Annotated in this window: 15 protein-coding genes, 1 tRNA gene and 1 pseudogene; 7 read left to right on the forward strand and 10 right to left on the reverse strand. The window is 32.0% G+C overall.

The features are described from left to right. Positions 1-516: an RNA polymerase sigma factor gene (locus ACNQGX_RS07030; RefSeq protein WP_417975215.1), complete on the reverse strand. Its 516-nt coding sequence runs from the start codon at positions 514-516 to the stop codon at positions 1-3. A 258-nt stretch (positions 517-774) separates the two neighbouring features. Between ACNQGX_RS07030 and ACNQGX_RS07035 the strand changes: the two genes are divergently transcribed. The 4 genes from ACNQGX_RS07035 (at position 775) to ACNQGX_RS07050 (ending at position 5,020) form a co-directional block, all read left to right on the forward strand. Continuing rightward, positions 775-1,818, forward strand: a complete 1,044-nt coding sequence (locus tag ACNQGX_RS07035; RefSeq protein ID WP_417975216.1) for a hypothetical protein — start codon at positions 775-777, stop codon at positions 1,816-1,818. A 90-nt stretch (positions 1,819-1,908) separates the two neighbouring features. Next, on the forward strand, positions 1,909-2,685 hold the full coding sequence (locus tag ACNQGX_RS07040; RefSeq protein ID WP_417975217.1) for a membrane metalloprotease: 777 nt from the start codon (positions 1,909-1,911) through the stop codon (positions 2,683-2,685). A 35-nt stretch (positions 2,686-2,720) separates the two neighbouring features. Further along, entirely contained in the window at positions 2,721-3,302 is a 582-nt protein-coding gene (locus tag ACNQGX_RS07045; RefSeq protein ID WP_417975218.1) for a porin family protein, read from the forward strand. A gap of 230 nt (positions 3,303-3,532) precedes the next feature. Then, positions 3,533-5,020 (forward strand): aminotransferase class V-fold PLP-dependent enzyme, encoded by a 1,488-nt coding sequence (locus tag ACNQGX_RS07050; RefSeq protein WP_417975219.1) that lies wholly within the window; start codon positions 3,533-3,535, stop codon positions 5,018-5,020. Between the two features lie 116 nt (positions 5,021-5,136). On the opposite strand, the gene ACNQGX_RS07055 is transcribed toward ACNQGX_RS07050, so the two are convergent. Then, positions 5,137-6,006, reverse strand: a complete 870-nt coding sequence (locus tag ACNQGX_RS07055) for a lysophospholipid acyltransferase family protein (RefSeq protein ID WP_417975220.1) — start codon at positions 6,004-6,006, stop codon at positions 5,137-5,139. Positions 6,007-6,121: 115 nt separating this feature from the next. Between ACNQGX_RS07055 and ACNQGX_RS07060 the strand changes: the two genes are divergently transcribed. Both ACNQGX_RS07060 and ACNQGX_RS07065 read left to right on the forward strand, forming a co-directional pair. Continuing rightward, positions 6,122-6,760 (forward strand): rhomboid family intramembrane serine protease, encoded by a 639-nt coding sequence (locus ACNQGX_RS07060; protein ID WP_417975221.1) that lies wholly within the window; start codon positions 6,122-6,124, stop codon positions 6,758-6,760. Positions 6,761-6,811: 51 nt separating this feature from the next. Continuing rightward, entirely contained in the window at positions 6,812-7,501 is a 690-nt protein-coding gene (locus ACNQGX_RS07065) for an SIMPL domain-containing protein (protein ID WP_417975222.1), read from the forward strand. Between the two features lie 234 nt (positions 7,502-7,735). On the opposite strand, the gene ACNQGX_RS07070 is transcribed toward ACNQGX_RS07065, so the two are convergent. The 6 genes and pseudogenes from ACNQGX_RS07070 to ACNQGX_RS07095 all read right to left on the reverse strand — a co-directional run bounded on the left by ACNQGX_RS07070 (position 7,736) and on the right by ACNQGX_RS07095 (position 10,904). After that, positions 7,736-7,816 (reverse strand) — tRNA-Tyr (locus tag ACNQGX_RS07070). A gap of 173 nt (positions 7,817-7,989) precedes the next feature. After that, positions 7,990-8,376, reverse strand: a pseudogene (locus ACNQGX_RS07075) (TlpA family protein disulfide reductase); the annotation flags it as partial. A gap of 18 nt (positions 8,377-8,394) precedes the next feature. Further along, on the reverse strand, positions 8,395-9,165 hold the full coding sequence (locus ACNQGX_RS07080) for a DUF4369 domain-containing protein (protein WP_417975223.1): 771 nt from the start codon (positions 9,163-9,165) through the stop codon (positions 8,395-8,397). Positions 9,166-9,625: 460 nt separating this feature from the next. Continuing rightward, positions 9,626-9,877 carry a hypothetical protein gene (locus ACNQGX_RS07085; protein WP_417975224.1) on the reverse strand — a complete coding sequence of 84 codons (252 nt, stop codon included), beginning with the start codon at positions 9,875-9,877 and terminating at the stop codon, positions 9,626-9,628. Between the two features lie 167 nt (positions 9,878-10,044). Continuing rightward, entirely contained in the window at positions 10,045-10,485 is a 441-nt protein-coding gene (locus ACNQGX_RS07090; RefSeq protein WP_196851061.1) for a KTSC domain-containing protein, read from the reverse strand. Between the two features lie 173 nt (positions 10,486-10,658). Further along, positions 10,659-10,904, reverse strand: coding sequence for a hypothetical protein (locus ACNQGX_RS07095; RefSeq protein WP_035672083.1), 246 nt, complete (start codon positions 10,902-10,904; stop codon positions 10,659-10,661). Between the two features lie 91 nt (positions 10,905-10,995). Between ACNQGX_RS07095 and ACNQGX_RS07100 the strand changes: the two genes are divergently transcribed. After that, a complete protein-coding gene (locus ACNQGX_RS07100; RefSeq protein WP_417975225.1) occupies positions 10,996-11,541 on the forward strand; it encodes a hypothetical protein in 546 nt (181 codons plus the stop codon). 23 nt (positions 11,542-11,564) lie between these two features. Here the strand turns inward: ACNQGX_RS07100 and ACNQGX_RS07105 are convergent, their stop codons facing one another. Together ACNQGX_RS07105 and ACNQGX_RS07110 are read right to left on the reverse strand one after the other, a co-directional pair. After that, positions 11,565-11,972 (reverse strand): response regulator, encoded by a 408-nt coding sequence (locus ACNQGX_RS07105; RefSeq protein WP_417975226.1) that lies wholly within the window; start codon positions 11,970-11,972, stop codon positions 11,565-11,567. Continuing rightward, positions 11,969-14,797, reverse strand: a complete 2,829-nt coding sequence (locus ACNQGX_RS07110) for a PAS domain S-box protein (protein ID WP_417975227.1) — start codon at positions 14,795-14,797, stop codon at positions 11,969-11,971. Before ACNQGX_RS07110 ends, ACNQGX_RS07105 begins: the two co-directional genes overlap by 4 nt. Positions 14,798-14,896 lie beyond the last annotated feature (99 nt).

Consider the following 14,896-nt stretch of genomic DNA (forward strand, 5'->3'; position numbering starts at 1 on the left):
TTATATATTTTCTATTTGGGCTCTTAATAGTTGCAGCGCTCCTGACATTCTTTTTTCTACTGTTTTTTGAGAAATATCGAGTAATTCAGCTATTTCTCTGTACTTTTTTCCATCTATTCGATTCAATAAAAATACTTCGCGCTGTGCTTCACTTAATGATGCGATAGCTTTTGTGAGTTTTTGTTTGAATTCTTCTTCTTCGAATAAATATTCGGGACTTTGATTATTCGTATCTAAGTTAGGCGCATCTTTAGCATACCTTAATACTACTTTTTGATGCTTTATGTTATTCAGGAATAAATTATTAATGCTGGTAAACAAATACGTTTTGACTTTACTAAAGTCGATTTTGGAACAATTTTCCCAAATTTTGGTAAACGCATCTTGCACCAAATCTAATGCAGCTTCATCATCACCACATTTATAATAAGCAAAATTATTTGCTGATTGCACGTGCTTTAAGTAAAAGTCTCTAAAGTGATTTTCTTCGCAAAGTGTACTTTTTTCGTCGCTCATTGAGTATTAATTCATTTTTTGTAGGTTGTAAATGTAAATTATTTTTTCAAAAAGCAGTTGCCTTAATTATAATTGCTTTTTTAGGAATAATAGTTTAAAATTTAATATGTTGATTTGTAGTATTTTATGAATTTATTTGTAAAATTTTATATTTTTTTTAAAATTTTGGTAGGGTAAAAATATGCGTAGTTGTCTTACTAATAGAAAGGCGCTAAAAACATCGCTTGTAAATATAAAAATACACTAAATTTGAAAATTATGAAAACATTAAAAATTGTTACAGGAATTGCATTGATGGCTATCTTAGGTTTTACATCATGCCAAAGTGAAGTAGATGAGGTAGAAGGAGAAAATCCAAATACCAATTCGGCTAATTCAACTACAACAAGTAATCTGAAACGTACTTCGATGTACGATGGTTCATTTGATGATTTCTTGGATGGAGCATCATGTTCTTCTATCTTATTACCAGCTATTGCAAAAGTGAATGGAGTTCAGGTTGCTGTGTCAACTAAATTAGATTATCAACGGGTTATTGAAATTTTGGCACAGTTTAATAATGACCAGGATTCAGTAATATTACAGTTTCCTTTAAGAGTTCAATTAAGTAATTATACAGAGGTCACCGTTACTAATCAAACAGAATATAATGCACTATTAAATGCTTGTACATCAGCGGAAACTTCTAATAAAGATGCTATTTCTTCTGTAAATATCAGTTTCCCAATTACAATTTTTACGTATAATTTAAGTTTTCAACAAACAGGAAGTGTTGTCATCACATCCGAACAACAATTATATGCGTATATGTCTAATGTAAGCAGCACGGAATTATTTTCGGTAAAATACCCAGTTTCAGTGGCAATTGCGGATGGAACAAAATTAACGGTTTCAAGTGATGCTGAATTACAAGCAGCTATTAATGCATCTCTAAAAACAGAAGCAGCGATGGCAGAAGCAGTTCAAAATGGAAAAAAATTAGAAACGATTTTGGTTAACGGTAAGTTTAAAGTAGATTCATTTGTAAATGCAGGAGTGAACTCAGCAACGAATTATAAAGATTTTACGATAGATTTTGCAAATAATTTATCGGTAACAGCCGTAAATCTATTGAATACAACAGTAAATGGGACTTATGCGGTAAGATCGGAATTAAATGTTTTTCTAAAACTAAATTTTTCAGGAAATGCTTCGTTTGCTTTATTGAATAATACTTGGAAAGTAACAAGTTTTACTGCTTCGACAATCACATTACAAAGTACAACTAATGCAGGATTAACATTAGTATTGAAGCAAATATAGGTTGGTTTAGATTGGTTAGTTTTTTCAAAGAACAGCTACTAAACGTATTGTAGCTGTTCTTTTAAATAAAAATAATAATATAAAATAATAATGAAAAAAGTAATTACTCTACTAACTATAGGTTTGTTCCTGTCAGTAGCATCCTGCTCAAAAGAAGATGATTCAATAGACAATTCCGGCACTGTAAATCCTAATACGAATAAACAGCAAACAGGAAGTTCTTCTAACGATTTATTATCTGATAAAAAGTTCAAGAGTATGGTTATTGAAGTGGTGTATGTAGCCGGTTTTGAGCCAAGCAGTACAGCGATCAGTAATTTTGTAAGCTTTCTTACTGCAAGAACCTACAAACCAAACGGTATTAATGTTATAAAGCGGTCTATACCATCACCAGGGAATTCACCTTATACTGATGGGGAGATTGTAAGTATTGAAGATGCTAACAGAACAAAATACAACACTTCGGATCAAATAGCGGTTTGGGCATTTTTTGCAGATGGGAAATCTTCAAAAGATACTGACACAGGAGTTATTCTAGGAACGGCTTACAGAAATACTTCTTTTGTTATTTTCGAACAAACTATTCAAGGTTTGAGCGATAGTCCAGTTGAACCCAGTAGAAGTTTGTTAGAAACAACAGTAATTACCCATGAATTTGGACATATCCTGGGACTGACTAATCTTGGTACAGCCTTGCAAAGCAGTCATGAAGATGCAGCGCATCCAAAACATTGTATTGAAAAAACCTGTTTAATGTATTGGTCATCCGAAACAGGAAGCGGTATTGGAAATATGGTTTCGGGTGGTGCAGCACCACAATTAGATGCGCAATGTATTGCAGATCTTCGTGCCAATGGAGGAAAATAAAATTTAATTTAAATAACTATTATAATATGAAACAAATGAAAACAAAATTTTTAGCAATAGCTTTATTCATTGGAATAGGTGCAACAATGAATGCTCAGGACAGTGCTATTCCCAAATCGAATGGAGGAATAAAAGGAGGTTATAATTTAGCAGCCGTAAGTTTTGATGGAGATGGAGAAACAGAGCAACGACACGGCTTTCATATAGGAGTTTATGGCGAGTCATTTATTAGCGAAAGCTTTTCTATTCAACCTGAATTAATGTATTCTCAGCAAGGATACGAAATAACAAATAGCAGTGGGACTTTTACACAAAAATTAGATTACATAAACTTACCAATAATGCTTAAAGCGTATCCTTCTCAAAATTTCTTTTTGGAAGCGGGCCCACAAATTGGATTAGCAGTTTCGCATAAAGAAGAATATGATGGGTTTTTTAGTGGTTCACAAGAGTATGATCCTAATAATTTTGATTGGGGATTGAACTTTGGAGGAGGATTTAAAACTAATTCCGGTATCAGTTTAGGAGTACGCTATCATTTAGGTTTAGGAGATTTATATGATGACGACAAAGCACAAAACAGAGTTTGGCAATTCTCATTAGGATTTGATTTGTAATTTAAATAGCTTTAAAAATAGAATGCCCAGAAATTTTCTTGGGCATTTTTTTATGTGTTTTCGAAAGTAAAATAAAGAGAATTGGTAATATAAAAACAATTTTTTTCGTGGTCAAAGTATGATTTTCATTTGGACCATGTTTATAAATTTATTTAATCATCAGTATTAACTAAATTTGAAAATGACTATTTAGTAAAAATCAATATCTTTGAACTCAAATTAGACATAGAATGATTACTAAAGTAGTACCAACACAATTAGAGCAATACTTTCAACAGTTTCGTGATAACATAATCGGAATAGATCAAGAGTTTGAATCTCCCTACGGACGAAAACAAATTATTTATACGGATTGGACGGCGAGTGGTCGTTTGTATCGTCCTATTGAAGAAAAATTAATGAATCAATTTGGTCCTTTTGTGGCCAATACCCATACAGAAACTACGGTTTCGGGAACAGCAATGACGAAAGCGTATCATCAGGCGCGCCATATTATTAAACATCATGTAAATGCGAGTGCTGACGATGTTTTGATTACTGACGGAACAGGAATGACAGGTGTTGTCAATAAATTTCAACGTATTTTGGGTTTAAAAGTTCCTGAAAACTTAAAAAATTTCATCACTATCCCAGCCGAAAAGAAACCAATTGTTTTTATTTCGCACATGGAGCACCATTCGAATCAAACGTCTTGGTTAGAAACTATTGCTGATGTTGAAGTTATTCCTTCTTCAGAAGATGGCTTGTTCAGCATAGAAAATCTGGAACTTTTATTAGAAAAATATAAAGAGCGATCTTTTAAAATAGCTTCGATCACATCTTGCTCGAATGTTACGGGAATAAGAACTCCGTATCATGAAGTGGCAAAAATAATGCATCAAAACAACGGACTTTGTTTTGTGGATTTTGCTTGTTCAGGACCTTACGTGAAAATCGACATGCATCCTGAAGATGCTGAAAGTTATTTGGATGCGATTTTCTTTTCGCCTCATAAATTCCTTGGCGGACCCGGAACATGTGGTGTTTTGGTTTTTAATAAAAAATTATATCAAAATTTAGTTCCCGATAATCCGGGAGGAGGAACGGTAAGTTGGACGAATCCTTGGGGAGAACACAAATACATCGATAATATTGAAGATAGGGAAGATGGTGGTACTCCTGGGTTTCTTCAGGTAATAAAAACCGCATTGGCTGTTCAGTTGAAAGAGCAAATGGGAATTGAAAATATCTTAAAAAGAGAACATGAAATAGTGGATTATATTTTCTCGGAATTAGGAAATGTTTCCAACATTAAAATTCTTGCAGGACAGCATCATGATAGGTTAGGGGTGATTTCTTTCTTTGTGGAAGATTTGCATTTTAACTTGGGCGTTAAATTACTGAATGATAAATTCGGAATTCAAACTCGTGGCGGTTGTAGTTGTGCAGGAACCTACGGACACTTTTTATTGCACGTAGACCAGGAAACGTCCCATAAATTAATTGACGAAATTACTCTTGGAGATTTAATCAGAAAGCCGGGCTGGATTAGAATGTCTATTCATCCTACAACTACAAATGCCGAAATTGAATTTGTTTGTAACGGAATAAAAGCATTGGCTGAAAATCATAAAACTTGGGCTTTGGATTATGATTATAATCCTGCTACCAATGAGTTTGTAAACAAAAATGCGCAACCTTTAGAAGATGAATTGGTAAAAAACTGGTTTTCATTATAACAGTTGAGGTTTTAAAAGGACTAAATAAAAAATCACTTTTCATAAACAATAGATTTTATGATAAGTGATTTTTGTTTTTTTTACTGAACACTGTTACTGAGTCCTACTAACGGAAACTATCTTCTGTGTTTCCATCTTTTATGCGTCCAGAAATAATATTCAGGAGCTTCCAGAATTTGTTTTTCTACTTCTCGTAAAAAGGTATTGGTAATTTCAAAATCAGGAATTGATCTGGGATTATCAGTAATGGGTACAAAAGTAGCTTCGTAAAATCCTCTTTTTACTTTTTTTACTTTTACAAAAAGAACATTCAAATCATATTTTTTGGCAAGCATTTCGGCACCGGTATGAACAGGAACTTCTATGCCCATAAATTTATCCCAATGAAAGGCTCTATTCAATTTTGGAGATTGATCACTGGCTAATCCATACATACTAAGAATCCCATTTTTTTGATTTTCTGCCATCAACGGAATCGCTTTTTTAGTTTCCACTAGTTCAGCATTGTATTTTGATCGAATGTCTCGTATCAGTTTGTCAAAGAATTTATTGGCAATTTTTTTATAAACGCCTATTCCTTTAAATTTTGTTTGTTCGTTAATAGACAATAACCACTCCCAACTCGCGTAATGAGAGGCTAGCAAAACAGTGCTTTTTCCTTTGTTTTCGAATTCTTTCACCAATTCGATATTGGTGGCTACGAATCTTCTGTTCATTTCAGCAGCTGAAATTGTCATGGTTTTTATCATTTCCAAAAACATATCACACAAATGGTGGTACGATTTTTTTTCGATCACAAGACGCTCTTCGGCACTAAGATTAGGGAAAGCCAGTGCCAAATTATATTTAACCGTTTTTTTGCGATAGCCAATAATATAATAAACAATTAAATAGATACAATCAGAAAACCAATAGAAAACCCTAAATGGAAGAATGGAAATAATCCATAAAAACGGAAAGGTTAAGATAAAAACAAGAAATTGCATGCCGTAATTTTTCTTGCAAATATAAGTCAAAAATGTAGATTGATATTAATTTTGACAGCTTACTGTATCGGTATTTTAGAATGACTATCTTTACAATTCACAATAAACACACTTTATGAATACCGTTTTAATAGCAATAATTGTAGTAAATGTTTTAATTAGTTACAAGGGGTTTAACGACCTTTCTTTTTTTAGAAAATATGAATTTCATGTTGGGAGTATTCGGGCAGGAGAACAAATTAGAATGTTATCGTCTGGTTTTCTTCATGCTGACATGACTCATTTGATTTTTAATATGTTGACGCTTTGGTTTTTTGCTCCGGTAGTCATTAGCTATTTAGGTGATTTTTCTTTTGGATTGATTTATTTTGGAAGTTTAATTTTTGGTAGTTTACTGACGATGGTTTTTCATAAAAATGATTATGGTTATAGAGCTGTAGGTGCATCTGGAGCGGTAACCGGAGTTTTATATTCAGCAATATTATTACAGCCGGATATGATGTTAGGAATCTTTTTTGTTATCCCAATGCCTGCTTATATTTTCGGAATCCTTTATTTGTTGTATTCCATTTACGGTATGAAGGCTAAGAATGATAATATTGGACATACGGCTCATTTTGGAGGCGCTGTAGGAGGTTATTTGATTACATTGCTCAAAGAACCTGCTTTGTTAGTAGATCACACTTTGATGGTAATATTATTAGCTATTCCAATAGTTATTCTTTTTGTAATGGAAAAAATGGGGAAGCTATAATGGCACAACTTTTGTTTAGAAATCAGTTCAAATAATTAAATTATATAAAAAATGAAAAAAGCACTACTAATTCTGTCTATTCTATTTGTTTCGATGTCTTATGGACAAGAAGTTAAACAAGTTCCTCAAATAAACGTAAGTGGAGAAGGTAAAGTAAAGGTAATTCCGGATCAGGCTACTATAGCAGTTACTGTTGAGACAAAAGGGAATAACGCCAAAGACGTAAAAAAACAAAATGATCAAAAGATTGAAGCGGTTTTAAAGTTTATCAAAAAAATGAACTTGGCACCGGCAGATTATAAAACGCAACGTGTTTCATTGAATCCACAATACGATTATGAAAAAAAGAAACACAGTTATAATGCGACTCAAACAATCGAAATTTTATTGAGAGATTTATCAACGTATGATGAATTGATGGAAGGATTAGTTGACGAAGGAATTAATAGAATTGACAATGTTACTTTTCAATCTTCAAAGTTGGCACAATATCAATCAGAGGCTAGAAAATTAGCAATGAAAGAAGCTAAATTGAAAGCAGAGGATTATGTTTCTGTTTTAGGACAAAAAGTTGGGCGTGCCATGACAATATCTGATAATTCGCAAACCTATTATCCGCAGCCAATGTATGCAGCAATGAAAACAATGGAAATGAGTGATGCTAGTGCTCCAAGAGAAACGCTGGCTATTGGAGAAATCAATATTACTGCTAATGTAACGGTAAGTTTTATTTTAGAATAAAGAAGCTAAAATCATAATTAAAAAATCCCATCTCAGATTCAAAAATGAGATGGGATTTTTTTTTGAATAAACTACAACGCGATATGATGAAAGTATCAATTTTGTATATATAAAACGCCTCAATTGCTTGAAGAGTTTTTGTGGGGAGAGCAGTCCCGAATCCCGAGACTTCGGGGCGGGAGAACCTGCGAATTTATATAAATAAAAAACTCTTCAATTGCTTGAAGAGTTTTGTGGGGAGAGCAGGATTCGAACCTGCGAAGTTTACACAGCAGATTTACAGTCTGCCCTCGTTGGCCGCTTGAGTATCTCCCCAAGACTCAATAAGCATTGCTTATCGTGCTAACCGGGTGCAAATATAGAAACACTTTTGAAGTTTCCAAACTATATTTGCACTTAATTTTACTATTATTTTTAATGTATTGGTATTGAATAAAATAAAAAAATCTCCGCTAGGGAGATTTTTTGTTTTATAGCGATAAATGGGATTATTTTGCTAAAAGTTCTAAAACTTTTGCTCTAAGTTCCGCACCTCTCAAATCTTTTGCGACTACATTTCCAGATGCATCAAGAATAAAAGTAGCCGGTATCGATTCTACTTTGTATTGCTTAGCTATAGGTTCATCCCAAAATTTCAAATTTGAAACATGATTCCATGTTAGTTTATCTTTTGCAATAGCATCTTTCCAGGCTTTGGCATCTTTATCTAAAGAGACACCAATTATGTTTAGACCTTTGCTGTGTAACTCTTTGTATAGGGCTACAACATTTGGGTTTTCTTGTCGACAAGGGCCACACCATGAAGCCCAAAAATCAACGATTGTTACTTTTCCTAAATTTTCTTTTAGAGAAATTGTTTTCCCTTGAGGATTAGGACCTGAAAAATCGGCTCTTCATTTAGCTTCAGCAGCCGGAGCTGATGGAGCAGGAGTAGCTCCTACAGAAGGCATTTTCATTTCAGCAAGTTTAGCTTTAATAGCGATACCTGGTTTTGTTTTTTTCAATGACTCTTCTAAGCTGTTGTATAATTTTTCAGATTTTGCAACATCAGCAGTTGGATCATTTAACATACCTTGTATAATCAAAGCAGAAATAAATGCTTTAGGATGTGTTTCAGCATAAGTAACGTATTTGGCTTTTGAAGCTACACCAACTTCTTCTTGAATTTTAGAAAACTCTTGCATCAACTTATTGATAACTACTGTATCTTTAGTTTGTTGCGCTGTATTCATAGCCTGCATGTTTTTGGTTTGAAAATCCATTAGTTTCTTTTGAACTTTAGAGATTTCTTCGTTGAATGCTACGTATTCGTCGTTATTATAAGTTCCAGAAACTTTAGATTTTTGGATACTGTCTTTGTTAATGGCGATAGTTACTTCTCCATTTTCTAATATGAAAGGTATTTTAGCTTGCGCACCTTCTAATTGGATTGTATAAAATGATGGCTCAGTAATTGTTCCTTTCATTTCAAATTTACCGTTTTCAACCTTCACAGTGTCTTTAGCAATCAATCCCATGCCATTTGCATCTTGTGTTTCCAAGATAATTGTTTTGCCATTTTCAATTCCTGTTGCAGTCCCTGAAATCATGTATTCATCTTTGCCAACTTTGCTACAAGAAATTAAAACAACAGCTGCAGAAAGTACTAAAATTATTTTTTTCATTATTAATTAGTTAATTAAGTTAAGGTTGCAAAAGTATTTAAAATTATAAATTATTAATAATTTTACAACCTAAATTTTTGTTATTATTTTTCATTCTTAATTAGGAATTGATCTATATTCTATATTGTAGTCATTTTGTATCATAAGAAATGAGGTGTATTCGTTATTTGAAAGGATAGTTTGTCAAAAAAAAGAATCGAGGAGTTTTGTTCTCAGTTAAAAAAAAGCTTGTTTTGATTTTGAATTAAAAACGATTTTCGTCCCGATAGCTATCGGGACATTTTTTGTTCCGTTTTACTCCAAAAAAAACAATCATTGACGTTTTTTACTATGTGGAGCTTCTTCCGATAGTTATCGGAATGCGCTCAGCCTGACAGTTTGAATGTCATTTTATATTGCTTTTTTTGGTAGAAAAAAATCCTGCCTCGAACTGATGTTTTGAATAATGATACCCAACAGGTTATGGTTGTGTCTCTTTTATTGAAAAATCATTTTTTGATTCATACTTAAGTATAGCAGATTTTGTATGTTCTATCTCATTTTCCGTAATCTTTATATTCAGGTTTACAGTTCTTAATTCTTTATGCAAAATGGAACAAATAGGATTTGTTTTGAGATTAAAATCAATTTGTGCTTTTTGTTTTTCAAGAATAGTAAGCGTTTCTTTAGCTTTCTTATATTGAAATTGGTACAGAACACATGAGTCTTTCATGATTGGCAGCTTTAAGGATGATTTTATATACTTGCTAAAATACTTAAAACAAGTTGATTATAAATAATAATTAATTATTTTTTTTACAAAATAATTATAAAGAAAATACGTAAAAATAAAAAAGCACCCTTTAGAAGGATGCTTAGCTATTTGTGATCTTGTAAAAACTAGTCTTGGTTAATCGTTTTTCTCCAAGTAAAAGAATTCAGGATATGTCTTTTTGCAAATCTTCCAGGGGAATCAGCATTTACCATTTTTACATAAGTTGCTTTAGGCACACTGATGTATTCGTAAACACTACCATTTGAAAAATTAATAATTAATCTTCCTTCAACAAACTTGTAATCCGAAATTGTAGCGGTTGCTATAGTTTCAGTATATTCAGGTAAGTTTTGTTTAAGAGTTTCAGGATTGATACTTACCAAGAAATGATATGCTTCAATAATTTTTTTACTATTTTCTTCTGCAGCTTTCAGTCCGGCTTCATCGCCCTGAAATTTGTCAGGATGCGCTTCTTTCATAGCGTTACGATAAATCGTTTTCAAATCTTTTAGCTCTGCAGTTTTATCTACATTTAGCAGTTTGCGGTATTCAACTATTTTTTTCATAAATAAGGTAACTACTTGTCTTTTAGTATTAAATCAATGTAATTTGATTTCAAAATCGACAAATTTTTTGCAAAGGTACACTTTTTTTTATTTTTTTAGTTTGTGACAAAAAAATATTCAAAAAAAAGAACTTAAATTCTATTTTTTGGTTAAAAAAGTAAGATAAAAATGTACTATTGTTGGGGTTTATTATTGGCTTTGTCGAAATTTTTAGACTTTTTCGGATATTTATTATAACTGATATCGCTTGGATTTTCAATTATTGATTTTATTGTAATCCAATCACCAACAGTATGTTTTTGGGCCATTTTATAGTCTAAAAGATATTCACCACAAAAAAAGTTGTTGTTTTCATCTTTTTCCATAATTCCGGTGTAAACACCTTTTTGTAACATTCTTTCTTCAGAAGCTTTGGTCATAATCAATTTATTTTTACTAATTCTAGTTGGCAAAGTTAATCAAATATTACTTGTCTTGCTCTATTTTAGACTTTCTGATTACCTTTGTTTAATGGAAAAAATATTTCGTCCCAACCCCAATTCCTTCAAAAATACTTTTTGTGTCTTTCATGAAGCGTCTTTGGACAGCATAAATGGATTAGAACTTCAATACGACAGTAAATCGGGAAGTAAATATTATTATACTAAAGTGGGAATGTATCGCTTGTCGAATCACTGGGGACGATTGGCTAACAGCAAATGGCGTTTAGAACCATTAGAACCAGAAAAAGATTCTAAAATAAAATTAGGTTTTGCGCCTTGGGCTAATTTTTATCCAGATAATACTTTGGAAGAACTCTATTATTTAGAAGCCAATTATCTAAAGAAAACGGTCAATTATCAACATAGGAACAATCCAAGCTATGATAAAAAAGCCATACTCAGAACCAGTTTTGAAACTACAAAAAAAATCAAGCAAGTTCGTAATTTATTTAATCTGACTTCGTGGGCTAAGTATTTTGATTATGATGATTTGGATTTTTTGAGAAAGAAAATCATTGATGAATTAATCTTTACCAATAAATCTTTGGAAGAAATAAAAAAAGAATTGAAATAAATCTAAGGGATGATTTATACAAATTAATCATTCGAAGCAATCAATACTAAGTCGTTTATGCTTACAGGTTTAGATAAATAACCCAATATGTCTGAATAGGTTTTTGATTTGTTTTTATCCTCAGCAGCAATAGAGGAACTTACGATATATACGGTGATTGGTTTGCTGAATTTAGATTTTATTAACCCCATTTTTTCCATGAATTCCCAGCCATCCATAATTGGCATATTGATATCCAATAGGATTATATCTGGAAGTATTTCAGTAGTATCCTGTTTGTGATGTACTGTGTCGTGCAATGCGTCTATAGCTTCTTTCCCGTTTTTGAAAGTAGTAATGGCTGAAAACATTTCAGATCTTTGAATGATTTTATTAATGATAATTTGATAAATAGGATCATCATCGATTACCCAGATTGCTTTTTTTGTCATTGAATATAGATTTTGAATGTTGTTCCTATATTGGGTTTGCTTTCCACGGTTATATTTCCACCCATGGCATCAATTTGATTTTTTGTAATAAATAATCCAATTCCTTTTGAATCAGAATTATCAGAAAATGTTTTGTACATCCCGAAAATTTTATCCGCGTTTTTAACAAGGTCAATGCCAATACCATTGTCGGAAATCTGAAGTACTTTTGTGTCGTTCTCCTCTATCCATTGAATGACTATAATTGGTTTTCGTTCCGGATGGCTATATCTAATGGAGTTAGAAATAATGTTGTAAAGGATACTCTCCAGATAGGCTGGATTATAATTTATCATCACATCCTCTGGCATGATGGTAGAAATGGTAACATCTTTTGTGGTTATTTGCTCAGAAAGCACTTTTTGAACAGTATCTAAATACTGCTGTAAGTTCAAAGGTTCAGATACTAAACCTATATTAGTCCTTATATTTATGACCTCGTTTAAGTGAACCATTGTTTCATTTAAGGAATTAGAAACAGATTTCAATAATTGTATCATTTCATCTTTCTCTTCTTCTGATTCAGAAGATTCTATCAAAGACATAATAGAGGCAATGTTGCTGGTATGTGATCTTAAATTATGAGAAACAATATAGGAAAAATTCAGTAGTCTTTTGTTTTGTTCGGTCACTAAATTGAAAGAGTCATTTAAATCTTTCTCTGCTTCTTTTGTTTTTGTAATATCAATCATTATACCTCGCAAACTAAAAGCCTGATTATTTTCGAAAATTACATTTACAATATCTCTTAGCCAAATAACAGCTCCGTTCTTTGCAATCATTCGATACTCAAAATCATGATTTAAATTTTCTTTAGTTTTTAAAATACAATAATTCAGGGTCCATTCCTTATCTTCAGGATGAATATGGTCAGCCCAAAAGGTTTCACTCGCTAACCATTCCTCAGAAGTATATCCTAATATTTTTTCTGCTTTTTGACTTATAAAATTAAAAGCGAAGGTTTTAGCATCACATTCCCAAACTATTCCATCGATGGTATTAATTAGGGATTCAACTCTTTGCTGTGATGTAAGAATTAAATTTTCCGATGATTTACGGTCTGTAATGTCTTCAGTTGAGACAATAATTCTTTCCAATGTTTTTTCATAACCGCGAATGACATTCCATCTCAAATTTACATCTCGGTATTCACCAAAAGAATTTTGTATTTTAGAATCGGTAATCAATTGTTTCTCGTCTTGAGTAATCGCAATGAGCTGTTTTGTAAAACCATCAATAGATTCTTTAGAAATGATTTGATCAAGTCCTGCGATTAATTCTTTTTTGGATTTGACCTCATGAAGCTTTAAACATAAATTGTTGACATCAATTACTTTAACTAGGGAAATACATTCGTTTACAACCTCAGGATGCTCATTTAAATAAAGTAAAACCTCTTTTGAATCTTTATGGATAAGGTTCAATTCTTCAAGATAGTTTTTTACTTTCGAGAAATCTTCTTCCCACAAAGGTATTGGAGAATCTTCAAAGAGACTTTTAAATCGTATTTCACTTTTTTTGATTATTTCATCGGTTTCTTTTTGTAAAGTAATATCTTCAGCAATAATGATATTGGTAGTTGGTCTTGCACTTGTTTCCAAGAGTGGCGTAACGGTCAAGTTTGCCCAAACAATTTTCCCTGATTTAGTGAGGTATTGTTTTGTTCCAGAATTTTCCGGAATAATTTTTTCATTCTTTCTTTCCGTGTTCGATACATCATTAGAATTGGTTACCAGTTGAAAATTTTGTTCCTTCATTTCCTGTGGTGTATAGCCTAGCATGTTGCAGTATTGTTTATTAATTTCAATATAAGTACCGGAACTGGCATCGACAAGTGCTATTCCTACAGAGGCTTGATCGAAAATGGTTTTAAATTTTATTTCACTATTCAAGAGTTTTGTTGCTTGAGTATTTACTAAAAACTGTAATTCTTCCGGTATTTTTAATAAAGTGTATATCAAAACGCCAAAAAGAGCGGCTAAAATAAATCCAATAATTGCTGGAATTAGAATCTGGGCATAAAGATAATTATGATGCTTAGATATTAGGTATAATTTCCAATCACCATCCGGAATAATTGTAGAAATATTGTATTTTTTAGAAAAATCAGTTTTATTTGGTAAGTAAAAAATTTCCTTTTTGGTAGTTGTATTTTTCTTTGAAAATTGAAAATAATATTTTGAATCATCAACTGTATTTATTCCTGAAGATTTCAATAAATTATCTAATTTAATTATAACTGCTGAAAATCCCCAAAATTTATTGTTCCGAAAAACGGGAAACCTTCCTACAATTCCCATTCCGCCTTGTTTTAATTTAAGTGGACCGGCAAAATACATTTTTTGAGAAGAAACTGATTTTAAGGCTTCTTCTTTAAGATAAGGAGAAGCTAAAATATTTAGATTTATAGCTGCTTCGTTCCCTTTTATGGGATAAATGTACTTTATCACTCCATTAGGGACCAATTGGACAGCATTAATATTGGTATTTGATTCCATCAGTTTTTTACCTACATCATCAAAATTTTCTGGAACGCCCAGGTCATTAATAGTCAATGCTAATGTTAATGTAGTCGTATAACAGTTTTTTAGTGATTGCTCTATATTTTGATTAACAATGCGAAGTGTATTATTCATTTCTCGTTGCTCATCTTCTTTTATAAGTTGATATTGCTGAGAGACGATAAATCCTGCTACATAGCTCAGGAATATGAAAGTGATAAAACCCGTTGTTTTTGGCCTGTCTAAGAACCATGTGATAAATTTAGGGTATTTTTTATTGTCCATTTGTACTATTTGAAAGAATTGAGAATGCTCAATTTTTTTGTAAATAAATATATATATAAATAGTATAACGACATAATGTTTTATTAGTATAGTTAAATT

Origin of the sequence: Flavobacterium glycogeni (assembly GCF_048286775.1) — a bacterium.
In the GTDB taxonomy this organism is placed as follows: domain Bacteria; phylum Bacteroidota; class Bacteroidia; order Flavobacteriales; family Flavobacteriaceae; genus Flavobacterium.